The 24680-nt window shown below is 54.6% G+C and carries 18 protein-coding genes and 1 riboswitch; all 18 genes read left to right on the plus strand.

The genetic code is table 11. The annotated features are described in order from the left end of the window. The first annotated feature begins 364 nt into the window (after positions 1-364). Positions 365-1105, plus strand: coding sequence for a YveK family protein (locus NST04_RS27430; protein WP_341018898.1), 741 nt, complete (start codon positions 365-367; stop codon positions 1103-1105). Next, the gene (locus tag NST04_RS27435; protein WP_036693602.1) at positions 1089-1730 is read left to right on the plus strand and encodes a CpsD/CapB family tyrosine-protein kinase; all 642 of its coding nucleotides are present in this window, start codon (positions 1089-1091) and stop codon (positions 1728-1730) included. Before NST04_RS27430 ends, NST04_RS27435 begins: the two co-directional genes overlap by 17 nt. Positions 1731-1776: 46 nt before the next feature. Next, positions 1777-2667 (plus strand): UTP--glucose-1-phosphate uridylyltransferase GalU, encoded by an 891-nt coding sequence (galU, locus tag NST04_RS27440; protein WP_341187093.1) that lies wholly within the window; start codon positions 1777-1779, stop codon positions 2665-2667. Between the two features lie 78 nt (positions 2668-2745). Beyond that, positions 2746-3438 (plus strand): sugar transferase, encoded by a 693-nt coding sequence (locus NST04_RS27445; protein WP_341141726.1) that lies wholly within the window; start codon positions 2746-2748, stop codon positions 3436-3438. Positions 3439-3462: 24 nt separating this feature from the next. Next, the gene (locus NST04_RS27450; RefSeq protein WP_341187094.1) at positions 3463-4398 is read left to right on the plus strand and encodes a glycosyltransferase; all 936 of its coding nucleotides are present in this window, start codon (positions 3463-3465) and stop codon (positions 4396-4398) included. A gap of 14 nt (positions 4399-4412) precedes the next feature. Beyond that, on the plus strand, positions 4413-5759 hold the full coding sequence (locus NST04_RS27455; protein WP_341187095.1) for an O-antigen ligase family protein: 1347 nt from the start codon (positions 4413-4415) through the stop codon (positions 5757-5759). After that, positions 5756-6529, plus strand: a complete 774-nt coding sequence (locus NST04_RS27460) for a WecB/TagA/CpsF family glycosyltransferase (protein ID WP_341187096.1) — start codon at positions 5756-5758, stop codon at positions 6527-6529. Before NST04_RS27455 ends, NST04_RS27460 begins: the two co-directional genes overlap by 4 nt. Before the next feature lie 98 nt (positions 6530-6627). Beyond that, positions 6628-8058: an O-antigen ligase family protein gene (locus NST04_RS27465; RefSeq protein WP_341188067.1), complete on the plus strand. Its 1431-nt coding sequence runs from the start codon at positions 6628-6630 to the stop codon at positions 8056-8058. Beyond that, positions 8024-9403, plus strand: coding sequence for an oligosaccharide flippase family protein (locus NST04_RS27470; RefSeq protein ID WP_076157063.1), 1380 nt, complete (start codon positions 8024-8026; stop codon positions 9401-9403). The genes NST04_RS27465 and NST04_RS27470 overlap by 35 nt, the downstream gene beginning before the upstream one ends. 290 nt (positions 9404-9693) lie before the next feature. Continuing rightward, the gene (locus NST04_RS27475) at positions 9694-10548 is read left to right on the plus strand and encodes a glycosyltransferase family 2 protein (protein ID WP_036693614.1); all 855 of its coding nucleotides are present in this window, start codon (positions 9694-9696) and stop codon (positions 10546-10548) included. Further along, positions 10535-11725: a glycosyltransferase family 4 protein gene (locus NST04_RS27480; protein WP_341187097.1), complete on the plus strand. Its 1191-nt coding sequence runs from the start codon at positions 10535-10537 to the stop codon at positions 11723-11725. Before NST04_RS27475 ends, NST04_RS27480 begins: the two co-directional genes overlap by 14 nt. Continuing rightward, entirely contained in the window at positions 11722-12861 is a 1140-nt protein-coding gene (locus tag NST04_RS27485; RefSeq protein ID WP_341187098.1) for a glycosyltransferase family 4 protein, read from the plus strand. The genes NST04_RS27480 and NST04_RS27485 overlap by 4 nt, the downstream gene beginning before the upstream one ends. Before the next feature lie 101 nt (positions 12862-12962). Continuing rightward, positions 12963-14063 carry a glycosyltransferase gene (locus NST04_RS27490; protein WP_036693619.1) on the plus strand — a complete coding sequence of 367 codons (1101 nt, stop codon included), beginning with the start codon at positions 12963-12965 and terminating at the stop codon, positions 14061-14063. Between the two features lie 4 nt (positions 14064-14067). Next, a complete protein-coding gene (locus tag NST04_RS27495; protein ID WP_341187099.1) occupies positions 14068-15408 on the plus strand; it encodes a UDP-glucose dehydrogenase family protein in 1341 nt (446 codons plus the stop codon). A 764-nt stretch (positions 15409-16172) separates the two neighbouring features. After that, complete coding sequence (locus NST04_RS27500) at positions 16173-17546, plus strand: sugar phosphate nucleotidyltransferase (protein WP_341187100.1); 1374 nt, start codon at positions 16173-16175, stop codon at positions 17544-17546. 138 nt (positions 17547-17684) lie between these two features. Continuing rightward, positions 17685-17765: riboswitch (cyclic di-GMP riboswitch) on the plus strand. 14 nt (positions 17766-17779) lie between these two features. Continuing rightward, entirely contained in the window at positions 17780-20098 is a 2319-nt protein-coding gene (locus tag NST04_RS27505; protein ID WP_341187101.1) for a PA14 domain-containing protein, read from the plus strand. 191 nt (positions 20099-20289) lie between these two features. Continuing rightward, entirely contained in the window at positions 20290-21810 is a 1521-nt protein-coding gene (locus NST04_RS27510) for a glycosyl hydrolase (protein ID WP_341187102.1), read from the plus strand. A 76-nt stretch (positions 21811-21886) separates the two neighbouring features. Next, entirely contained in the window at positions 21887-24571 is a 2685-nt protein-coding gene (locus NST04_RS27515) for a discoidin domain-containing protein (RefSeq protein WP_445667957.1), read from the plus strand. The last annotated feature ends 109 nt before the right edge of the window (positions 24572-24680 follow it).

The following is a 24680-nucleotide window of genomic DNA, read 5'->3' on the forward strand; positions in this document are numbered from 1 at the left end:
CATTGGACTCGCAAGCAGGCCCACGGCCTGAATGTATGCGAAAAACAGCATACATTGTGCTAGCGCGGAATGCGGACACGAAGGCGTACCAGCAGACTTTACCCGGCTGGGTGATTATTGTGTTTGGGCAAGTAAACACCTGAAGGAGGCAAGGCTCACCGGAGGTGTTAGCATTTTTCATGGATATGGTACTAAAGTATACCATCCACCCCCTCTGGCGGACCAAACGCAGTCACTCGAAAGTGAAGTGTAAAGTGATGCTAGGGGGCATGTGATAAATCCTGCGCATTGATAGAATAAAAGCAAGACATCTGAAACTTTCATGATTGCTTTCAAAACGAACACAAGCGGAAGGAGGGTTACTGTGGAAAAGACGATTTTGGATTACATTAACCTGATAAAGAAAAAATTATGGTTAATCATGGTATTTGTACTGATCTCCTGCGCCACCACCTTCTACGTCAGTAAAAACTTCGTTGCACCCGTCTACTCCGCCTCTGGACAGCTACTGGTCAACAACGTTGTGAATGTCCCCGAGAGCAATAATCTCAACGCACTGAACTTCAGTCTTAACCTCATCGAGAGCTATAAGGAAATCATGAAGTCGCCAACTATTATGAAGAGTGTGATCGCGGAGCATCCTGAGTTCGGTCTGACGGCGGGCCAGCTGGCTGCCAAGCTGCAGATCAAATCCTCGGAGAAAAGCCAGGTGATTAATCTGACCGTGGAGGATAAGGATTACGGTACCGCGGCTACGATTGTAAACGCGGTTTCGCAGACCTTCATCCGCAGCCTGCCGGCACTGATGAACCTGGATAATGTAACTTTCCTGACTCCGGCTGATCCTGCAGCCCAGCCTCTGCCGGTTAACGGCGGGGTGACCATGAATATTCTGATTAGCTTCGTGGTGTCACTGATGGCAGCGGTCGGGATTATCCTGCTGATGGAGACGCTGAACGGTACGCTGAGAAACGAGAAGGAAGCGGAATTCGAGCTTGGCCTTCCGGTCATTGCCAGTATTCCGGCCATCCGCAAACGCGATTTCGGCACCACGGATAAAGATAAGGCAAGAGTAGGGGAGGGCAAATATGTTACGGCTGAATAGAAGTCTAATCGCGGATATGAACCCGTCATCGCATGTGTCCGAATCCTTCCGCTCGCTGCGCACGTATATCCGCCAGCTCGGCTTGCTGAAGGGACCAGGCGGTCAGGTGCTGCTCTTCACTTCAGCAGAGGGCGGCGAAGGCAAGACCACCATTCTCTCCAATCTGGCCGTATCCTTCGTACAGGATGGCAAGAAAGTGGCAGTGGTGGATTGTAACCTGCGGAAGCCCGGCCTGCATAGCGTCTTCGATGTGGAAGGCAGCCAGGGGCTGGCAGCTTACTTAAGCGGCTACGAGGAAGCCAAGGACGTTCTGGTATACGGCAGCTTGGCGAATCTGGCGGTCATCCCTGCCGGAGTGAGTACGGTCAGTCCGCCGGATCTGCTCGGCAGCGAAAGAATGACCGGGCTGCTTACAGAGCTGAAAGCAAGCTTCGATCTGATTCTGCTGGATTCCCCGCAGGCGGTCGATTACAGCGATGCACGGATTCTGGCCCCGCTCTCGGATGGGGTGGTTATTGTCGCCAGACACGGCCGGACGAAGCGCGAAGCTCTCCGCAAGCTGAAGGGTCTCATGGAACAGACAGGTGTAAGGATTCTCGGAATAGCAATGAACCAGACCAAGTAGAACACCGAAGCGGCAATGTGAACGAAACTATTGGGAGGTATGTGTGATGAAAAAGGTAAAAAAGGTAATTATCCCGGCGGCCGGGTTAGGCACACGTTTCCTTCCGGCAACCAAGGCAATGCCCAAGGAAATGCTGCCTATTATCAACAAACCGACGATCCAGTATATCGTGGAGGAGGCCATTGCCTCCGGGATTGAAGACATCATCATTGTAACCGGTAAGGGAAAGCGGGCGATCGAGGATCATTTCGACAACGCCTTTGAGCTTGAATCCCGGCTGCTGGAGGACGGTAAGCTGGAACTGCTCAAAGAGGTGCAGCGGTCCTCCAAGGTGGAAATTCACTACATCCGGCAAAAGGAACCCAAGGGTCTCGGCCACGCCGTATGGTGTGCCAGACGGTTCATCGGCGATGAGCCGTTCGGCGTTATGCTCGGCGATGATATTGTAACCGGACAGGTCCCTTGCCTGAAGCAGCTGATCGACCAGTATGAGGAGACTCAAAACTCGGTAATCGGGGTACAGGTGATCCCGGATGAATTCACGAACCGCTACGGGATTATTGAGCCGGATCTGCAGGACGGGAAGCTCTACCGGGTGAACAACTTCGTGGAGAAGCCGGCACTCGGCACGGCGCCTTCCAATCTGGCGATCATGGGCCGCTATGTATTTACCCCTAAGATCTTCAAGTATCTTGATCTTCAGGAAAAGGGAGCAGGCGGCGAGATTCAGCTGACAGATGCCATTCAGAAGCTGAACCAGAGCGAACGTGTCTACGCTTATAACTTCGACGGTACCAGATATGATGTCGGCGAACGGCTCGGTTATATTTTGACCACCCTGGAATTTGCACTGGAGAGTGAGGACCTGCGTTATCAGGTCATGGATGCTATGGCGGAATGGCTGAATAAAGCGGGACAGACCACCCTCAGCAGCTGAGACGGTTCCCGAAAGCGAGCGAGATAAGCCGGAGTTAAGAAGTAAGGCTGCATAAACCTTTACGAGAAATGAGGAGAGATGAGCATGCAAAAACTGCCGGAAGACTATGAGGCCGTCCTGCCGAAACTTTACATGCTGCATTCGGGTGAAGAAAGCAAGGGAATGGAATCCTATCTGGTCATGAAGCGGATCATCGACATCTTGTTCTCTGCCCTGGGGCTGCTGTTCCTGCTCCCGCTCTTCGCAGTGGTGGCTGTCCTGATTAAGCTGGAAGATCCGAAGGGCAAGGTGTTCTTCCGCCAAATGCGGGTCGGCAAGGACGAGAAGCTGTTCCCCATGTACAAGTTCAGATCCATGGTCTCTAATGCCGAGGAGCTGAAGGAGAGTCTCATGGCCTATAACGAAGTAAGCGGCGCGATGTTCAAGATCAAGAATGATCCCCGCATTACCCGGATTGGAAGATTCCTGCGCAAGACCAGTATTGATGAACTGCCGCAGCTCTGGAACGTGCTGATGGGGCATATGAGTCTGGTGGGTCCCCGTCCTCCGCTCGTTGAAGAGGTGGAGCAGTATACGGAATACGACAAGCAGCGGCTGATGGTAACCCCCGGCTGCACCGGCTACTGGCAGGTGAATGCCAGAAACAGCGTCGGCTTCGACGAGATGGTTCAGCTGGATCTCACGTATATCCACATGCGCAGCACAATGCTCGATCTGAAGATTATCGTCAAGACGGGCCTGATGCTGCTCGGTTCCAAGAATGCTTATTAAAAATATGGAAATTAGGTGATGCCGATGTTCGTACACGGAACTGTACCTGAGATTTCCATTATCATATGCACCTATAACCGGTCGGCGCTGCTGGTCAAGACTCTTCATTCGCTGCTGCCGCTGGAGAATTTGCACCAGGCCGAAATCATCGTCGTGGATAACCAGTCCACGGATGATACGGCGGCCGCCATTAAGGGGTTCATCGAGAACTATGGTGCCGATATGGATATCCGTTATCTGCTGGAGCCGGTTCAAGGGCTGTCTGCAGCCCGGAACACAGGAATTCTGGCTTCCAAATCGCAGCTCATCGCCTTCCTGGATGATGATGCGATCCCTTGCCGGACCTGGATTACAACCATTGTGAACACCTTTGCGGATAAGCCGGAGGTGATGGCGATGGGCGGCAAGATTGCTCCGATCTTCGAGAGCAAGCGTCCGGATTGGCTGATCAAGCCGTTCGAGCTTCCGTATACGATTGTCGATCTGGGGAACCGGATCAAGGAGTATCCGAAGCGGCTTCACCCTTGCGGTGCCAATATGGCGATGCGCAAGCCGGTGTTCGATATCAGCCTGTTCCCTCTGGAGCTGGGCCGCAAGGGCGATTCGCTGCTATCGGGTGAAGAGACCTGGCTGTTCAGCCAGCTGCAGCAGGAAGGGCATTCGATTCTCTATCATCCTGAGATGGCCGTCGATCATTTCGTTCCGGCGAACCGGCTGACGGAGGACTGGATCATGAAGCGGTATTACAGCCAAGGGATATCGAACGCTATGAAGAGTGAAGGAATGAAAGGGCATCTGCTGCTCCTGGGCAAGACAGGCGCCAAAGTGATCTACATCCTGGCAGATTCCATTCTATCCCGCAGTAAGGGAAGGAAGCTGCTGAATAAATGCCGGCTGGAGAGTATTCGCGGAACTCTCCATATGATTCTTAACCGGAAGAGGGAATCCGCAGCGGGGTGAGGGGAGGACGCGCGATGACCAATTTTGAGTGGGGCACCAAAATCAATAGTCTGCCATACGGAATGCTCTATCTCGTAACTGCACTGTTCCTCGGAACAGCCGTCATCTTCCAGCCGGTCATCGCAGTAGCAGCCGTATTCTTCATTCTGCTGCTGGTTGCCTCCCTGTCACGCCCCGAGCTGATCAGCTATTTCGTTCTGCTGACCACGGCGGTCTCGATTAACTTCTTGTACAGCGGGAGTATGTTCGGTATTGAGATCCTGTCGCTCTATAAGCTGGTTATTCTGATGCTGCTGGTGCCGTGTATCCTGGTCAATGGCCTCAGGTTCAAGCTTAGCCCTCCCTTATGGGCGATGCTGGCCCTGATTCTGCTCACCTTCAGCTTCTCCATCTGGCTGCCGGAGATGAGCACATCGATTGCGGTCAAAGCCTTCATCGGACTGTCTCTGCCCTTCGTACTTCTGCTGATCAACTGGAAGAAGGAGGTTGCCGAGAAGCAGATCCGGATCATTACCTTGCTGCCGCTGGTCAGCATGCTGATAGGCGTGGTGCTGCAAGCTGCGAATATACATTCACTGGTAGCCGTGGAGTTCACAGGTGCGGTTCGGGTGCAGGGGGCCAACATTCCGCCTCACCTGGCGATGCTGGCCTTCATGGGAGTAGCGATCGCGTTCATCGAGATCAAGCGCAGCACGCAGCATATCCGGTTCAATTACATCATGCTGGGGCTGAATTTCTTCATTTTGGTGATTACAGGCACGCGCGGGCCGATTCTTGCCCTGGTGCTGATGGTGCTCTATTACTTCTATGACATCTCCCGCGCTTTTCTGAAGGGCAAGAAGAAGTACCTGATCCCGCTGCTGTGCTCGCTGCTGGTCATCACCGCGGCGGTATATATGCAGCTCGACAACCTCAAGAAGCGCTCCTTCGAACGGACGACCGAGACGGGAATTGACCTGTCGGGGCGGGCGGAGGCCTGGGAGTACTTCCTGAACAAGGCGGCGGATTCGCCGCTTGCGGGACGGGGGCTTGGGGCAGTGACGGTGGCGAATGACGGAACGCTCTACGGAGGGTTCGTGGTTCCGCATAACGAATATATCCGCTTTTATTACGATGGGGGATACGTTGGGGCCATCCTGCTGCTGCTGTCCTTGCTCGCTGTGTTTCTTATGGTATACAGAGTTCTTTTGCCGGCGGTCAAACCTTATTATTTGCTCTTTATTGCAGCATTTCTGATCTATTCTTTCACGGATAACACGCTGTCGACGGTCCAATTCATCATCCCGTTCTGTTGGTACCTGAACTGCCTGTACCGATCTTCACAGCTGGCCGATTCCCCACAAAAAGAAGTGATACGATGAACCAAGTGAACATGTTCGATGTCAATTTCGATAACTATGATTTCATGGACCTGCTGGATTATATCGACAGAACCATTCAGGAGAGGAACCAGTCCTACATCCTGACCTGCAATGTCGATCATGTGATCAAGCTGCGCAAGGACAAAGAGTTCCGGGAAGTATACTCCGAAGCAGGTGCCGTAGTCGCGGACGGGATGCCGCTGATCTGGGCGTCCAAGATGCTCGGTAAGCCGCTGAAGCAAAAGGTGTCCGGCGCTGACCTGTTCAGCCGCCTGGGCAATGCGTTCGAGCAAAGGCAATACCGGTTGTTCTTCCTCGGTGCTGCCGAGGGTGTGGCGGAGCAGGCTACGAAGAATCTGAAGGCCGCCTTCCCTGGCATCAATGTAGTGGGCTGTTACTCTCCTTCCTACGGCTTTGAGCACAACGAAGAAGAGAATCAGCGGATTATCCAGATGCTGACCGAGAGCCAGCCCGACATTGTATTCGTAGGGGTAGGCGCACCAAAGCAGGAGAAGTGGATCTATCGCCACTATACCTCTTATCAGGCGCCGGTCTCGATTGGCGTGGGCGCAACCTTTGACTTTCTGTCAGGCTCGGTGAAGCGGGCCCCGGATTTCATGCAGAGAACCGGTATGGAATGGCTCTGGAGGCTTAGCCAGGAGCCGGGCCGGTTATGGAAAAGATACCTTGTCGACGATGCCCAGTTCCTGGTGCTGCTGCTCAAGGAGATGCGCAAACGGGGTAAGGTGAAGAACAGCAGTACGGATTGAAGAAAGCGGCGAAAGACGGGAGGCAGGGAATGAAGATGCTAAGCAGAGATGAGAATAGTCTGAATCTTCCATCGGCACAGGCCGTGAAGTCGGCTGTAATGATGACCTTGATCTGTATCTCGGCGCTGGCCCTGCCGCTTGCGATCGGCTTCGCCAGTGCGAACCTGAGCGCGTCGAATAGCCTGCAAGGCATCATTCTGGCAGGTATCCTCTTTCCGGCCTTGCTGCTGGCCCTGCTGAATACACGGATGCTCATCCCGTACACGCTGCTGATCTGGGCGGTTGCCCCGGAGCTGCGGCGGATTGCGGACTGGTACGAAGGCGTGTATCACTCCGTCTCCCTGCTCAGTCTGGCCCCGCTGCTGACCGGAGCGACCTTAGCTATTCCGGTGCTGCGGGAAATTCACCGGATTCGCAAGTCCTCCACCCGGATTATACTGTTGTTCTCCGTCGCACTGGCCTACGGCACATTGATCGGTCTGGCGAAGAACGGCATCGGCTCGGTATACGATCTGGCGAATTACATCGTACCGCTGCTGCTGATTCCTTTCTTCGCGGTCACGCCGTTTAAGCCGAAGGATATTGACCGGCTGCTGTACGCTTTTGCCAACATTGCCGTGCTGGTTGCGGTCTACGGGATCGTGCAGTATCTGACCGTTCCTCCCTGGGATGCCTTCTGGATGCGGAATGCCGATATGATGTCCATCGGGACTCCCTATCCGCTGGAGATCCGGGTCTTCTCGACCCTGAACTCTCCGGGCCCGGCAGCAACCTTCCTGGTCTTCGCTCTGGTGCCGATGATTCTGGAGAAAAGATGGCAGGGTACCCTGCGCTGGCTCGGTGTTCTGCTCGTAGTGGTCTGCCTGCTGACTACGCTCGTCCGGTCCGCCTGGCTGGTCCTGCTGGTGATGCTGCTGGTCTACATCGCTTCCTCTCCCTCCAAGGGTAAATGGAAGACGTTACTGCAGCTCGCCTTCGTGGCAGCCGCGCTGTTCTGGATCGTGCCGAAGCTCCCTGGAGCAGAGGGGCTGGTGGCCCGGATGGAGACCCTCACCTCGGTGCAGGAGGATCATTCCTACAATGAACGCCTCAGCCTCTGGACCAACATGCTGCCGATGGTGGCAGGCAATCCGGTAGGGCAGGGGATAGGCAGTGTAGGCCAGGGCACCAAGCTTGGCAACGGCGGAGAGCTGGGGGAATACGGCAATATGGATAACGGCTTCATCGCGCTGCTGCTGACCTTCGGCGTACTGGGCGCATTGTTCTTCTTCGGGGCACTCGGTGCGGTCATCAAGGAGATCGGCGCCAGAGTCACCCGCAGGAATGAACTTCAGCCTTACGCCAGACTGGCGCTGGCGGCGTGGATGGGAGCTGTAGCCAGCCTGATATCGGATAACGGCTTTCCCGGTCTTAAGGGGTATCTGATCTGGATGCTGATCGGACTTGGCCTCAGCGCCAAGGAGCTCACTCAAAGCAGAAAGAAGGGACTACCGCATGCAGCAGTCAAGCGCCAAATCACTACCCGCTAACCGGGTATGGTCCACCTTCCGGAGGTTCACGAAGAGTAAGGACAATAGCTCGGCTGCTGTCAAAACGATGTTCGTCAGCGTGCTGATCCTGCTGGTCAATATGCTGACCGGCGTACTGACCGCCCGTTATCTCGGCCCGTCAGGCCGGGGGGAGCAGACAGCGATGGTGAACTGGTCGCAGTTCCTGGCCTTCAGCATGAGCTTCGGCATTCCCTCGGCGCTGATCTACAACGCCAAGAAGAATCCGCAGGAAGCCGGGGTACTGTACCGGATCGCCCTGCTGATCGGACTGACGTTCGGAACCATTGCGATGACAGTCGGAATACTGGTGCTGCCTTATTGGCTCGGGTCGTTCAGTCATGAGGTAGTGGTCTTCGCCCAGTGGTCGATGATTCTCTGCCCGCTGATTGTGGTGTCGCAGATCAACAACGCGGCCTTCCAGTTCAGAGGGGATTACAAGACCTTCAACTGGATGCGGTACCTGGTGCCGCTGCTGACACTGGGAGCCATCGGAATTCTGATCCTGACCGGTTATATGAATCCTTATACAACTGCACTGGCTTATCTGGTTCCGTCGGTTCCGCTGTTCATCTGGATGACCATCCTGCTGCTGCGGACCTACAAGGTCAAGCTCCGGGATTCCTATCTTAATTTCAAAAGATTGTTCACCTATGGTCTGGGCTCCTACGGAAACGATCTGCTCGGACAATTCTCGGTATACATAGACCAGATCATCATTGCCGGATTACTGAGACCGGCAGATCTGGGGCTCTATGCGGTAGCGGTAAGCCTGTCGCGTATGGTGAATTTCTTCGCGAATTCGATCACGGTGGTGCTGTTCCCGAAGGCCTCCGAGATGTCGAAGGATGAAGCGGTTGCCCTTACCTTCAAGGCTTTCCGGATCAGTACTACCTGTACTCTGCTTGGAGCAGTGTTCCTGATGCTGGTAGCGCCTTTTGTCATCCCGCTGCTCTACGGCAAGGATTTCAACACCGCGCTAACCGTGTTCCGCCTGCTGCTGCTGGAAGTAACCATCAGCGGCGGGACGCTGATTCTGGCTCAGGTGTTCATGGCGCTGGGCAAGCCGAAGTTCGTATCTATCCTGCAGGGGGTCGGCCTGATCCTGGTGATTCCGCTGCTCTTCCTGCTGGTGCCGAAGTTCGGATTGTTCGGAGCCGGGGTGGCTATGCTCTCATCAGCTGTGCTGCGGTTCCTGTTCATTATTCTCAATATCAGGTACAACCTGAAGGTTAAGCTTCCGCGGTTGCTCATTAACGCCCAGGACCTTCAGTGGATGAAGACGACGATGAATTCGTATATTCGTAAGAAGCCTATGGATGTGTAGGCAGTTAAGGGTTCGATTCAAGCGTTTTGAGTAATCTCAAATGTTTTGTATTTGATTCAGCGAGCCGAGAACACGAGGTGAGCCCCTTATCTGCTTAAAAAACCATGGGATGGTGTTGGAGAAGCGGAGGGGAAGTTTGGAGCTGTAGGAACGAAGTATCCGCCTTTGTTCTCTGATTTCACCCGCTAACAGCGGTCCAATCAAGGAAATCAGAGAACAACAGCGGCCAGAAGCCCAAACATTCCCCGCAGCGACGACACACACCAGACCATATAAGGAGGATACCTATCATGGATTCAGTAACAAGCGTGCTTGGCGGCCGGGGCAGTTACCCGATCTCGGCAGTCATCATTGCCCAGGACGATGAAGTTCGGATATCCAAAGCGATTCAGTCCTGCCGGTTATTCGCCGATGAGGTGGTTGTAATCGACGGAGGAAGCAAAGACGGGACCGTAGGGCTATCCGAGAGCCTGGGATGCCGGGTGTATGTCAACCCATGGCCCGGATATGCGAAGCAAAGGGAATTCGGAGTGGAACGTGCCATCCATGATTGGGTCTTCCTGATTGATACCGACGAAGTGGTCAGCGAGGAGCTGGCCCGGGATATCCTGGAGCGCAAGCCGGGACTGACCGATGCTACGGTGGCGTTCTCGCTGTACCGGATTGGCGATTTCCTCGGCAAATGGCTGGATAAAGGCGAGTACCTGGTGCGGCTGTATAACCGCAAGGAATACGGTATCCGCAACTCTCTGGTGCATGAGATGCCCGAGGTGTCCGAGGAGCGGACGGTGAAGCTGAACGGAACGCTGTGGCATCAAGGCTTCCGCAGCATCAACGACCATGTCGCCCGGTTCAACAAATACACCGATCTGGAAGCAGAGAGCGCGTTCGCCAGCGGCAAGCCGTTCAAGCTGAGCCACCTGCTGCTGCGTCCGCCGGCACGGTTCCTGCAGAAGTATTTCCTGCATGGCCTGTTCAAGAAAGGCATCTCGGGCTTCGCAGTATCCGTCTTCTGGGTGATGTATGAATTCATGGTCGGCTTCAAGCATTACGAATTGCACAGCGCAGGCAGGCTGGCCCGGCACAACGAAGCAGGCCAGGCCGAGAAGGAGAACAAGGGGGAGAGAAGCTATGTCGTACAATGACGGACTCAACATTATGACGACCGGCCTCAGCTGGCCCTCGTTACAGCCCGGAGGACTGAACACCTATTTCAAATCCGTGTGTGAACAGCTCTCTTCACGGAACCGGGTGCATGCCCTGATTTGCAGCCAAGAAACGCCGGAGACGCCGCAGGAACTGATCATCCACAATGCCGGTGATCCGAAGGAGACGATCTGGAAGCGCAAGGATGCCTTCCAGCGCAAGGCGGCCTCCCTGATGGGGGATGGCAGCGGGCGGATTGATATCCTCTACACCCACTTCGCGCCTTACGGCATCGGGCCGGCGATTGAAGCGAAGAAACGCGGAATTCCGGTGGTGATGACCTTCCACGGCCCCTGGAACGAAGAGATGAAGATCGAAGGTCAAGGCATCAAGCATAAGGTCAAAACAACGATTGCCAAATCGATAGAACATAAGGCTTACAAGCTGGCCGACAAATTCATCGTCCTCAGCGATTACTTCCGTAACCTGCTGCACGAACTGCACGGTGTACCGCTGCACAAGATTACGGTCATTCCGGGAGCGGCGAATGTCGAGCGGTTCACCCCCGCCCCGAACCGGCTGGCGGTCCGCCGGACGCTGAATCTGCCGGAAGGCGCAACCACGGTCCTGACGGTCCGCAGACTGATGAACCGGATGGGGCTGCTGCAGCTGCTGGAAGCCTGGAAGCAGGTGGCGGAGCGGTTCCCGAACGCGATTCTGCTGATCGGGGGCAAGGGCCCGCTGCGCGGGGAGCTGGAAGAGCGGATCGCTGATTATGGGCTGGGCAACAAGGTCCGCCTGCTCGGCTACATTCCCGATCATGAGCTGGCCTCCTATTATCAGGCAGCGGATATGTTCGTTGTTCCTTCCCAGGCGCTGGAAGGCTTCGGCCTGATCACCGTTGAGGCTTTGGCCTCGGGGCTGCCGGTGATGGCTACGCCGGTCGGCGGCAACAAGGAGATCCTCCAGGGCTTCCGGCCAGAGCTGCTGTTCAAGAGTGCAGCCAGCGAGGATATGGCGGAAGGCATGATTCATATGTTGAGCAACCGAAAGCTGCTGCCGGGCCGGGACGAATGCCGGAATCATGTGCTGGAGAAGTATACCTGGCAGCATGTGGGCGACAGGATTGAGTCTGTATTCCTCGAAACCTTGGGAAAGGGTGTGAGCGTAGGATGATCAAAGTCGCTTATATCGACCACACCGCCAAATGGAGCGGGGGCGAGGTCGCCCTGTTCAACATCCTCACCAACATCGGTGAGCAGATTGAGCCGCTGGTGATCCTGGCGGAGGAAGGCACGCTGGCGGAACGTCTGCGGGAGAAGGGCATCGATGTCCGCATTATCCCGCTGGATGAGAGCATCCGCAGCCGCGGCCGCAATACCGTGAACCTCGGGGCTCCGGCGGCTGCGATGAAGCTGCTGGCTTACGGACGCAAGCTGGCTCCGCTGCTGAAGGAGGAGAAGGTGGATTGTGTGCATACCAATTCCCTGAAATCGGCCTTTTACGGAGCCGTCGCCGCCAAAAAAGCAGGTGTGCCGCTGATCTGGCACATCCGGGACCACATCGGGGCGCCTTATCTGAAGCCGGTTGTCGCCAAGGCGATCCGGCTGCTGTCACGCCTGCTGCCGAACGGGGTCATTGCCAATTCCCACTCCACGCTGAATGCCCTGGAGCTGCCGCGCTCGAAGAAGACGCTGGTCGTCTACTCGGCCTTCGCCAAGGCCATCGGCGAAGGAATCGGCCGGCGGGAGCGGAAGGACTTCAACGTCCTGCTGGTCGGGCGGCTCGCCCACTGGAAAGGCCAGCATATTGTGCTGGAAGCGGCCAAGGCCTTCAAGCAGGACAGCCGCGTGAAATTCTGGCTGGCCGGTGACGCCCTGTTCGGGGAGGAAGAATACAAACAGGAATTAATCAAGCAGATGCAGCAAGATGACATCACCAATGTCAGCCTGCTGGGTCATGTGGATGATATACAAGGACTCATGAACCAAGCGGATTTATTGATTCATACGTCGATCACTCCTGAGCCGTTCGGCCAGGTCATCGTCGAAGGCATGGCGGCCGGACTTCCGGTGATTGCCTCCAATGAAGGCGGACCGGTAGAGATCGTAGTTCCTGGTGAGACAGGACTGCTGATCCAGCCCGGAGATGCTACTGTACTTGCAGACTCCATCACCTGGATGCTGAACCATCCCGAAGAGCGTAGACGGATGGCGGACAATGGAATGAGACGGGTGAAAGAGCATTTTGTCATCGAGAACACGGTCAAGGATATTGTCGCTTACTACAAAGGTCTGCTGGCAGTTACCTGACCTTCCCGCTCCATAATGCTTAAGGCTTGCATCATATCTGTCTCTAGCCATGCGTGTACTGCTTAATGATGCTGCTCCATAAAACTTTGAGGATGATTCACATGAAAATTGCGATCGCGCACGATTATTTAATCCAGATGGGCGGGGCGGAACGGGTGGTGGAGGTTTTTCATCACATGTATCCGGAAGCTCCGATCTTCACAACGGTTTTTAACGGAAGCCGCCTGACCGATAACCTCAAAGATGCCGATATCCGGGCCTCCTGGCTGCAGAAGATTCCGGGAGTGAAGCGTAACTTCAAAGGGGTGCTCCCGCTCTACCCCATGGCTGTCCGCGATTTGGACTTCAGCGGGTATGATATCGTTCTTAGCTCCAGCAGTGCTTTTATGAAAAGCATCCAGGTGCCCGAATCCACCTTCCACCTGTGCTACTGTCATACGCCGATGCGTTTCGCCTGGGACTATGACACGTACATGGAGCGGCAATCGAATTCAGGTTTATTCAAAAGACTGCTCAAGGTGTATATGCAGCGGCTCAAGAACTGGGACCAGCGCACCTCCAAAAATGTGAACCAGTTCGTCGCCAACTCCTCGGTCGTGAAGACGCGGATTCAGAATTATTACCACCGGGATTCCGATGTGATTTTCCCGCCGATCAATACGGCCCGCTTCACCAGCTCCCCGAGCATTGGAGATTATTATCTGATTGTCTCGCGGCTGGTCTCCTACAAGCGGATTGATCTGGCGGTGGAGGCGTTCAACCGTAACGGGCTTAAGCTGTATATTGTCGGGGACGGACCGGACCGTAAGCGTCTGGAAGGCATGGCCAAAGGGAATGTATCGTTTCTGGGCCGGCTGGAGGATGAGGAAGTCACAGGGCTGATGTCCCAGTGCCGGGCGTTTGTTTTTCCCGGGGAAGAGGATTTCGGCATCACGCCGCTGGAGGCGAATGCTGCTGGAAGACCGGTCATTGCCTATCAGGCCGGGGGAGCGCTGGACACGATTATTCCATACGTTAACGGCGTGTTTTTCCAGCACCAGGAAGTTGATGATTTGCTTAAGGCCATTGATGAGGTGGAGTCCTATGCGTGGGATATCGACCAGATTATGGGCCATGCACGCAAATTCGATGAGCAGGCGTTTATGGTTCAGTTCAAGCAGTATGTAGAACAGGCCTACGTCAATTTCCTAAAAGGAGGATGAAAGTATGAAACTCGCAGTGATTGGTACCGGCTATGTAGGACTTGTATCAGGCGTATGCTTTACCCTAAATGGAAATCATGTCATCTGTGTGGATAAGGATGAGGAGAAAATCAATAAGCTGAACCGGATGGAATCTCCCATCTATGAGCCGGGCATTGAGGCCCTGATCGAAATGAATCTGCGCGAGGGCCGGCTGAGCTTCTCGTCCGATCTTCAGGAGTCGGTCCGCCGCTCCGATATCGTCATTCTTGCCGTGGGTACACCTTCCTTGCCGGGCGGCGAAGCCGACCTGAGATATATTGAAGGAGCGGCTGCTGAGATTGCACAGGCGATGGAAGGCTACAAGATTATTATGACCAAGTCGACCGTCCCTGTTGGCACTAATGAGCGTATCCGCCAGCTGATCTCCTCCCTCACGAATCATCCCTTCGATATCGTCTCTGCGCCTGAATTCCTCCGTGAAGGCTCTGCCATCCGCGACACGCTTCATCCCGACCGGATCGTCATCGGACTGGATAATCCGGCCCTTGAGCCAACGATGCGCGAGCTTCATCAGGGCTTCACAGAGAATGTATTCGTCACGGATATCCGCAGCGCCGAGATGATCAAATATGCCTCGAATGCTTTTCTGGCGACAAAGATCTCCTTCATTAATGAGATTGCCAACATTTGCGAAAAGGTAGGAGCAGATGTCACCGAAGTCGCAGGCGGCATGGGGATGGACCAGAGAATCGGTTCGACCTTCCTGCAGGCCGGTATCGGTTATGGCGGCTCCTGCTTCCCGAAGGACACCAATGCGTTGATCCAGATTGCCGGTAACGTGGATTATGAGTTCAAGCTGCTCAAATCCGTCGTTGAAGTCAATAAAGGCCAGCGCTTCATGATTATCTCCAAGCTGCATGAATCGCTTGGCAGCCTGCGCGGCGCGGTCATCGGCATCTGGGGGCTTGCCTTCAAGCCCAATACCGATGATGTCCGCGAGGCCCCGGCCCGTGAGATTGTTGAGGCGCTGGTAGCCGAAGGCGCCATCGTGAAGCTGTATGATCCGATTGCGGCCGATAACTTCCGCAAGGAATACGATCACCCGCAGCTCCGCTGGTGCGGACTGGCGGAAGAGGCTGCCGAGGGCAGCGATGCTGTCTGCCTGCTGACCGACTGGAGCCAGTTCAAGGAGATCAACCTGCACCAGCTCGCCGGAACCATGCGCCGCCAGGTGCTGATCGACGGCCGCAACGTCTATAGCAAAGAGCAAATCGAAGGCACCGGCCTCGAGTACATCTCTGTCGGCCGCCCGCAGATGGGCGGGCTTAGCGGATTCTCCGCCAGCGTGGCTGGCGCGGTGTAAGGCCGGCTCAGCCTTGCTGAACGCGCCACGCCGGGGGTGGTCTGCGCGGTGAAATAAGAGGTATAAATCCCCTTGAATGCGCCGAAAGTGGGCTGCGCGGTGAAAAGAGAGGGATAAATCCCCTTGAATGCGCCGAAAGTGGGCTGCATGGTGAAATGAAGAGCATTAGTGCCCCTGATTTCTCGAATGTTGGCTAAATGAGCAAATGAAGAGCACAAGTGCCTGTACTTAAACTAACCAGCTTCTGCCGCCGCAAACTTATGCGGCGAGCCCTTGGCACAAGAGTCTTGAATTCCGGTCTTGAATTCCATTGTCTTGGATTCTCTTGTCCTATACTCTTGTTCTTTCCAGCCGCTAACTCAGCGGTGACGCCTTGGAACAAGCGGCACTTAAGAGTCTTTGAGCCTCTGAGCCTTTGAATCTTTCGCCGCTGGAACAATATAGCGGCAGCCCGGCCCCCTTGCCGCTACAACAAGCGGCAATACCCGGATCTTTAGCCGGGAGCTTCGCCTGCGGGCGAAGCGGATATAAAAAGTAAAGCCGGTTATGAAATGGAGTGGAGAGGAATTTTGGAGCTGTAGGAGCGTTAGCGTCCGCCTTTGTCTCCGGATGTTATCTGCTGCAAGCAATATAATCAACAACATCTGGAGACAACAGCGGCCGTAAGCCCAAAATTCCTTGCAGCGACCCTCATAACAGGCGGGATTTTAACACACAGCCGAAATAAGAAATACCCAATAACAATACGATACGGAGGGTTCACTATGAAACTAGTACTTCTATCAGGCGGCTCCGGCAAGCGGCTCTGGCCGTTGTCCAATGATTCACGCTCCAAGCAATTTCTGAAGGTACTGGCAAGTCCGGCAGGTGAACCGGAATCAATGGTACAACGGGTATGGAGACAGCTGGAGGAGAACGGCATGGCCGGGTCCTCTTATCTGGCGACCGGACGCAGCCAGGTGGAGATGATCCAGAGTCAGCTCGGCAGCGAGGTGCCGATCATCGTGGAGCCGGAGCGGCGGGATACCTTCCCGGCCATTGCGCTGACGGCGGCCTATTTGTATTCCATCGCGGGGGTGTCTCCAAGCGAGACCGTGGCGATTCTGCCGGTGGACCCATACGTGGAATCCTCCTTTTTCGAAACGGTGCTGCAGCTGGAGAACACCATGCTGGTGAGCGGGGCGAACCTGGCGTTGATGGGCGTAGTTCCCGAGCATGCTTCGGAGAAATACGGCTACATTATTCCAACCGGCGCAGATGCGGGAGCGAATGGTTATCTGCAGGTCAGCCACTTTCAGGAGAAGCCGGACCGTGTGCAGGCCGAGGAGCTGATCAGCCAAGGCGCGCTCTGGAACTGCGGGGTGTTCGCCTTCCGTCTGGGTTACCTGCTGGATATCCTGCAGCGCAAAGGATTGCCGCTGAATTACGAGGAGCTGCAGAAGCAGTATAAGCTGCTGTCGTCCATCAGCTTCGATTATGAAGTGGTGGAGAAAGAGGAGAACATCGTCGTGCAGCCGTACGCCGGATTCTGGAAGGACCTGGGTACCTGGAACACCCTTACCGAAGAAATGAGCAGCAACCATGTCGGTAAAGGCTTCGTAACAGCAGACTCCGAAGGCACCTGTCTCATTAACGAGCTGGATATTCCGATTACCGTGATCGGGGCGAAGGATCTGATTATCGCCGCCAGCCCGGACGGTATTCTGGTGACGCACAAGACCGAGAGTCCGCGGATCAAGGAAGTGCTGAAGTCTTTTGAACAAAGACCGATGTACGAGGAACGCCGCTGGGGTCATTACAAGGTGATAGATTATGTGAAATATGATGAGGGCAACGAGGTGCTGACCAAGCGGATTTTCATCAATGAGGGTAAAAATATCAGCTATCAGCTGCATCACAAACGCAGTGAAATCTGGACCTTCGTCAGCGGGGAAGCCAGTATTGTCATCAATGAGAAGATGCATACGGTGAAGGCGGGAGATGTGGTGCGGATACCGGAAGGGACCAAGCATGCCATTCTTGCTCTTACCGATGTGGAGTTCATTGAGGTGCAGACGGGGTCGGAGCTGGTAGAGGAAGATAATATCCGTATTACTCTGGACTGGGAGGATATAGCGCTACATCAGTTCATTTCGTAGGTCTAACTTATCTATTTAACCATTTGTTACAGAATCAAAACAGGTACTCGGAACTATTTATTCGGAAAAATTCGCGTTTGCTCTACAAAAAAATTGCATAAAGACGATAATTTACGGTAAGAGGGATTGATCCTTCCAAAACGACAAAGGCAAACCTGATCGAAAGACAGGGACGCAAAGCTATAGGGCCTTCGCAAGAGTGGCAGCCTGGCTACCGAAAGGAAGAGAATATTGTGAAAACTTACCGTAAGTCTCGTTTGCTCTGCGCTGTGCTGTCGCTGGCCGTGGTATTGTCTGCTGTACCTGTGGGACTGGGAATCGCCCCTTCCACCGTCAAGGCTGCCTCCTCTGAAGGAGCGCCGGTGAACCCTAACGCCTCAGCGGAGGCGGTCAAGCTGCTGAATAATCTGTATGGTATCTCGGGAAATGGAATCATTACAGGCCAGCATGACTATTTCGAGAGTCCGGATGAGCTGAGCAACAAGCTGAAGGGAACAAGCGGACAATACGCAGCACTGCATGGTTATGAGCTGGGAGCAATCGGTGGGCAGAGTGAGAGCGGAGTAGCTGCACAACGCAAAAATATCGTCTGGAGTGCGACGAACTGGTCCAGAGCGGGCGGCATTGTCGCCATGACCTTTCACCAGAATCTGCCGGGCACCAAGTACGAATGGTCCAATGTGCAGAAGTCAATCACCCAGGCGCAATTTAACAAATACGTAACCCCCGGAACGCCAGAGTATAATGCGCTGATCACCGATTTGGATAAAGTAGCTGTCTCTCTGAAAAGCCTGCGGGATGCTAAGGTTCCGATCCTCTGGAGACCTTACCACGAAATGAACGGCGGCTGGTTCTGGTGGGGGAAGAAAGATAATTTTACATCCCTGTGGAATATTATGTATGACCGGTTCGTGAACGTTCATCAGTTAAATAATCTGCTCTGGGTATGGAACCCGAATGCGCCTAATGCAAACTCCGATCCCTATCCGCGGACTTATCCGGGTGCGGACAGAGTGGATGTGCTGGCAGCAGATATATATAATAACGACTACTCCAATAAATATCATGATGATCTGACCAGTCTGGCTGGCGGCAAACCGATCGGCATCGGCGAGAATGGTGAAATGCCGAACATCTCGAAGCTGAAGCTGAATCAGCAGAATTACGTGTTTATGATGAACTGGGGCAAGATGCTCTACGAGAATAACAGCACAGCTACGATCAAGAATTTTATGAATGACAGCTACACACTGACCCGTGACCAATATAAGGCCTGGTCTGCTCCGGCGGCGGCTCCTAAGCCAACCGCAACGCCGACGCCTACAGCAACGCCGACGCCGACACCGACACCGACGCCAACCGCAACGCCGACACCGGCGCCAACCGCAACACCGGCGCCAACCGTTGCGCCGAAGCCGGTCCCAACCTCCGGTGATCCGGAGAGTAAGCCTGCCCAGAATGGCTTGCTTGGAGAATACTTCAAGAACATGACGCTCTCGGGAACACCGGTTATGGTCCGTAACGATGATGTCATCAGCTTCAATTGGCGTCAGAGTACTCCTAATGCCGCACTCGGCGTAGATTACTTCTCGATCCGCTGGACCGGCCAGATTAAGCCGGCTTACAGTGAGAGCTATCAGTTCTATACTACATCGGATGACGGTATCCGCTTGTGGGTGAACGGTACAGCCGTCATTGACAGCTGGGTTAAGCAGAGCGGAACGGCCCGCACAGGAACCATAGCCTTGACTGCCGGGCAACTATACGATATCAAGGTAGAGTATTACGAGAATGCAGGCGATGCGAATGTCCATCTGATGTGGCAGAGCCCCAGCCAGGTGAAGGGAACCGTACCTTCAAGTGCACTTTTCTCCAGAGCAGGCAACACATCCATACCTGCTCCGGCTGCAACAGCAGTACCGACAACGGTACCAGCAGCGACAGCAGTGCCAGCACCGACAGCAACGCCGGCACCAGTAACGACACCAATGCCAACACCAGCACCAACACTGACGCCAGCACCGACACCAGTGCCTACGCCAACGCCGACAGCGGCTCCTGTTCCCGTTCCTTCTCCTACAGCAACACCGGTGGATCTGCCGGTAGAAGTCCCTGCTGCCAATGGGTTGTACGCGGAATACTTCAATAACATGACGCTATCGGGCGAACCCGCTGCAGTGCGCACCGATGCGGTGCTTGATTTCAACTGGCGCCAAGGCTCGCCGGATGCCGCTATCGGCGTAGACTTCTTCTCTGTCCGCTGGAGTGGCAAGATTAAGCCGCTGTACACAGAGACGTATCAGATTTATACCCATTCTGATGACGGTATCCGCGTACGGGTGAACGGTGAGCTTGTGATTGACAGCTGGGTGAAGCAGAGCGGCACCGAACGCATGGGCAGCATCAGCCTGACCGCAGGCGAGCTGTATGATATTCAGGTAGAGTATTATGAGAATCAAGGGGATGCAAAAGCGCGGCTAATGTGGCAGAGTCCGAGCCAAGCCAAAGGTACCGTTCCGGCAAGCGCGCTGTTCCTCCCGTCCGCTTCCTAAGCTCATAAGGTCCGCAGCTGTGTTCATCATTGGCGCTGTTACTGGTTAAGACGTTACAATTATAAATCCTGTAAGCCACTCTTAATGGCCCTGCTTACCAGCAGGGCTACTAAGCTATAGAAAGGCAGATAATCCGGGAGGCTTAACCTCCGGGGCCTGCCTGAGAGTGTGGCTGGAGAAAGGAGATTACATTGAACACTTACCGTAAGTACAGGCTATATACAACTATTTTTCCTCTAATCCTTATCCTTTCATTACTTCCATGGGGGGAAGGGCGCAGTCTGCCCGCAGCCGCCAAGGTTACGGCACCTGCCGCCCCCGCTCCCATAAAGCCCATTAATCCTTCGGCCTCCAAGGAGGCTTCCGCACTGTTAAGCTATCTTAGTAATCTTAGCGACAAGGGGATGATATCCGGCCAGCATGATTACCTGGAGAGCCCCGATGAATTCAATAATAAGCTCCGCACAACAAGCGGCCGCTATGCCGTTCTGCATGGCTATGAGCTGGGAGCCATAGGCAACCAGTCTAAGGAGACCATTGCCAGACAGCGTCAGGCTGTCGTGGACAGCGCCATACGATGGCATGAGGGCGGCGGCATTGTCGCCATGACCTTCCATCAGAATCTGCCGGGAACCGCGCCGGTATGGACCAATGTGCAGAAGCCGCTTAGCCAGGATCAATTCAAGCAGTACGTCACTCCCGGAACGCCGCAGTATAAGGCTTTGGTTGCTGAGCTGGATGAAGTGGCCAAGTATCTGGGTGAGCTGCGCGATGCCGGAGTTCCGGTGTTATGGCGGCCCTATCATGAAATGAACGGCGGCTGGTTCTGGTGGGGGCAGAAGGATGACTTTGCGAAGCTCTGGGACCTGGTCTATGACCGCATGGTGAAGACGCATAAGCTGAACAATCTGCTGTGGGTGTGGAATCCGAATGCCCCCAACAAGTCGTCTGAGCCGTATGCCGCCTATTTTCCCGGCACCGCCAAGGTGGATATTCTGGCCGCCGACATTTACGACAATGATTTCAAGCAGTCTTATTATGACAGCCTCCTGAAGCTTGCAGGCGGCAAACCAATAGGCATCGGGGAGAGCGGAGAGCTTCCAGACCCTGTCATCATGTCTCAAAAACAAAGCAAATGGGTATATACGATGACATGGGGCAAGATGCTGGTGGAGAATAATCCGCCCGTAAAAATCCAAAGCTTCATGAATCATAAATACACGGTATCGCGGGAGGACTATAAGCTCGCGGTGGGTACCAAAACGCATGCGGCGGCTGTAAGCTCAAGGAACGGCCTGAGGGGCCAGTATTATGGCAATATGGACCTGTCCGGCACACCGCTGCTTACCCGTAACGACAGCACCCTTCAATTCAACTGGCATGGCAATTCACCGGCCTACGGCCTGCCCAAGGATGCATTCTCGGTACGCTGGACCGGGACCCTTAAGCCTCTCTACAGTGAAAAGTATACGTTCACCGCTTCTTCGGATGACGGCATCCGCGTATGGATCGGCGGCAAGCTCCTGATCGACAGCTGGAAGAATCAGAGCAGCACGGGCAAGGAGGGCAGCATCACACTTTCTGCAAATACCCCCTACGCCATCAAGGTAGAGTATTACGAGAACCGCGGGGATGCCAGCGTCAGTCTGATGTGGAGAAGCCAGAGCCAGAAGCAGATGATAATTCCCCAGAGTGCACTGACGCTTCCTTAAGGAAGCTCCGCAGCAGAAGAAGCGTAACGTTATCCCGGTACAGCATAGAATTCCGGAAGAAAGCGAGGACAAGGGAATGAGGACTAGAGTTCAAAAGAAACCCGGTAAATATCTCCACAGGCTACTAAAATTTGCAGCACTGATCATCTTGGTTCTGTTGTCCGTCTCTATCTTCGGAGATTACGGGACGAAGGACGGTGAAGCGGATGTAGATCTGTCTTCATTGTCAGCGGCTAAGGATGCCGGTCCTGAGATGCCGGAAGGAACGGTTCTATGGAAGCTTGGCAAGCATGACGGCTCTGCCGATGAGTTCAAGGCGGCAGGGTCAAACGGGGTGAAGAAGACGCTCAGCATAGCCTCAACCACTGCCAGGTCGGCAGAGCTGAAGTCCCTTCCCTCCGGCCTGCACGGGGAGACCAACCCGGAGCTGCGGATTCAGTATGAGCTGGATAAGATCCCGGAGCACGGGGTCTTATTTCGCGTCAGCATTATCGATGCGTACAAATCCGTACCCCAGATGAGCGTATTCTCCAACGCTCAGCTCTCAGGCATCATTCAGATCGCCGGGATTGCCGGAACAGGCAGCAAATACGACTTCCGCAAAACCTATGAGCTGTACATTCCCAAAGAGCAGCTCATCAGCGGCACCAACGAGCTGACGCTGCGGACGGCCAGGGGAATCTATTCCTCAGAAGCTGAGGATAAGTACAACTGGTGGACATGGGATAATCTCAGTCTGGAGGCGCTGAAGTCTCCGATTAAGGAGCCGATTCACGGCAGCTATACGGTGACCGGGACGGTGGTCAATAACAAGCAGTTTTATTTTGACGAGGGGGCGGTTACGCATCTGCCCTATATTATGAAGTGGCTGGGCGTAGCCTACAGCGGCAATATCATGCGAACCAGCTGTGCCAGCGATGTGGGCCGTTCCTGTGAGAAGATGGAGGAGTACTATAAGGTCCTGAAGGATTACAATATGCAGGCCGTAGCGCTCTATCTGTACACAGGCGATATCAAGCTGAAGGCGGACGGAACGCTGCCGGAGGATGCGGAGAAGAAGCTGACGGATTATTTCCAGAAGTACAGCCCGTACTTCCAGTATTACGAGGTGGATAACGAACCGGGCCTGTTCAACCGTTCCAAAGCGGTCAATCTGGCTATAGCCGAGTGGCTGAACAGCAAGGGTAAGACAATCGCGCCTCATTTGCAGACGGTTGCACCCGGATGGGCCTACTGGCCGGGCTACAGCGAAGATTCGTGCGGCAACCAGAAGGGGCCCGTGAAGCAGTGCGGAGACCCCGACGGCTGGGAACGCGACCCGAAGCAGCGCGATGAGCTGGAGGCGGTAACGGATCTGACGAATGGCCATTCTTATGGCGATTCCTATATTTTCGGTCAGGGCGGGAGCTTCACGGAGAACCTGAAGACCTTCGGGGGATCGGTAGACGGGCTTAGCAAAAAAATGCTCGCCACCGAGTTCGGCACCTCGGACTCCCATGTGGACGCGTATCAATACGGGGCCAAGGAGCGGACCTCGGCGGTGTTCGACCGGATTATGCGGGCACATATCGGCTATGCCGATATGTTCGTGCAGCATGCCGCCTTCTTCAAGAATTTCAGCCTGTTCAAATACGGCTTCAATCTGGAGGATCACGATCCGGCGGCTACAGAGATTTACTACACGAAGGAAGGCGAAGAATCCCGCGTCAGTATCATGCGCAGGCTGGATCTGGCTTATGCCACACACGGTGCTCCGCTGACCTATCAGATCAGCAATAAGGAGGAGCTGAAGGATAAGCTGGTCTATGTAAGGGCCGTGGACACCTCCACGCTTGAGCCGCTGGCGGGCAGCAAGGCGACATCCAACAAGGTGCTGGTGAACTTCGTCAATTTCGAGAAGACCGAGCAGACCGTTAAGGTCAAGGTCACTATGCCGAAGAAAACGGTGTACGAAGGAGAACGGTTCGGCAAGGGTGACACTTATGAGGAGGCCCGCAGTTACGTAACCGGCAGAGCCGCTTCGCCGGAGCTGGAATTCACGGAGACGCTGGCTCCGGGAGAAGGCGTGCAGTACATTCTGGAGCCTTCCTCCGAGGTAGCGGATACGGCGCCGCAGGGCCTGAAGGCGACTGCTATCAAGGGATTATCGATGCATCTGAACTGGCTGGAAGCCCCCGGAGCAAGCTATGAAGTGCTCCGGGCGGACGGCCCGGACGAGAAGCTGAAGGTCATCGCTACAGCGGTTAAGGGAACGGAGTATAACGACAGCAAGCTGAAGGAAGGCACACTTTATACTTATGCTGTAAGAGTGTCCGGCTCTGGTGTGATGTCAGAGAAGACACAGATTACAGCAACCGGACTTGTCCCGCTGGACCGGGCAGGCTGGAAGGTGACGTCCAGTGTGAGTAAGGAGGCTTCCAATCCGGCAGGTGCCATTGACGGAGACCGGCGGACCCGCTGGGATACGGTCAAGCATCAGGCCTCGGGGGAGTACTTCCAGATTGATCTGGGCGCCGAACATACGGTAGAAGCTATAGATATGGATTATCCTTTATCACCATATGACTATCCGCGCGGCTACATTGTGCAGGTATCCGATGATGCCAAGAGCTGGAGACAGGTCGCAGCAGGCAAAGGCCAGCTGGGGAAGACCAAGATTACGTTTGCCCCGGTCAAGACCCGGCATATCAAGATTACCCAGACAGGCTCCGGCGGCAACTATTGGTCTATTCAGGAGCTGCAGGTGTATTCAAGAGAATGAAGGACGGCATAATAACCTCCGTGGTATTCAGCCCACCGGGGTTTTTTTCTGTCGTGGAATCATAAACATTACTATAAAATACATGGGGCTAAGGCGGATACCCGGCTCC

Source organism: Paenibacillus sp. FSL H7-0756, assembly GCF_038006765.1.
GTDB lineage: Bacteria > Bacillota > Bacilli > Paenibacillales > Paenibacillaceae > Paenibacillus_AQ.

Coding starts and splice junctions, on each gene's coding strand:
- NST04_RS27480 (WP_341187097.1), top strand. CDS start 10,535: ATGTCGTACAATGACGGACTCAACATTATGACGACCGGCCTCAGCTGG.
- NST04_RS27475 (WP_036693614.1), top strand. CDS start 9,694: ATGGATTCAGTAACAAGCGTGCTTGGCGGCCGGGGCAGTTACCCGATC.
- NST04_RS27445 (WP_341141726.1), top strand. CDS start 2,746: ATGAGCATGCAAAAACTGCCGGAAGACTATGAGGCCGTCCTGCCGAAA.
- NST04_RS27500 (WP_341187100.1), top strand. CDS start 16,173: ATGAAACTAGTACTTCTATCAGGCGGCTCCGGCAAGCGGCTCTGGCCG.
- NST04_RS27455 (WP_341187095.1), top strand. CDS start 4,413: ATGACCAATTTTGAGTGGGGCACCAAAATCAATAGTCTGCCATACGGA.
- NST04_RS27465 (WP_341188067.1), top strand. CDS start 6,628: ATGATGACCTTGATCTGTATCTCGGCGCTGGCCCTGCCGCTTGCGATC.
- NST04_RS27460 (WP_341187096.1), top strand. CDS start 5,756: ATGAACCAAGTGAACATGTTCGATGTCAATTTCGATAACTATGATTTC.
- NST04_RS27490 (WP_036693619.1), top strand. CDS start 12,963: ATGAAAATTGCGATCGCGCACGATTATTTAATCCAGATGGGCGGGGCG.
- NST04_RS27470 (WP_076157063.1), top strand. CDS start 8,024: ATGCAGCAGTCAAGCGCCAAATCACTACCCGCTAACCGGGTATGGTCC.
- NST04_RS27495 (WP_341187099.1), top strand. CDS start 14,068: ATGAAACTCGCAGTGATTGGTACCGGCTATGTAGGACTTGTATCAGGC.
- galU (WP_341187093.1), top strand. CDS start 1,777: ATGAAAAAGGTAAAAAAGGTAATTATCCCGGCGGCCGGGTTAGGCACA.
- NST04_RS27485 (WP_341187098.1), top strand. CDS start 11,722: ATGATCAAAGTCGCTTATATCGACCACACCGCCAAATGGAGCGGGGGC.
- NST04_RS27450 (WP_341187094.1), top strand. CDS start 3,463: ATGTTCGTACACGGAACTGTACCTGAGATTTCCATTATCATATGCACC.
- NST04_RS27435 (WP_036693602.1), top strand. CDS start 1,089: ATGTTACGGCTGAATAGAAGTCTAATCGCGGATATGAACCCGTCATCG.
- NST04_RS27515 (WP_445667957.1), top strand. CDS start 21,887: ATGAGGACTAGAGTTCAAAAGAAACCCGGTAAATATCTCCACAGGCTA.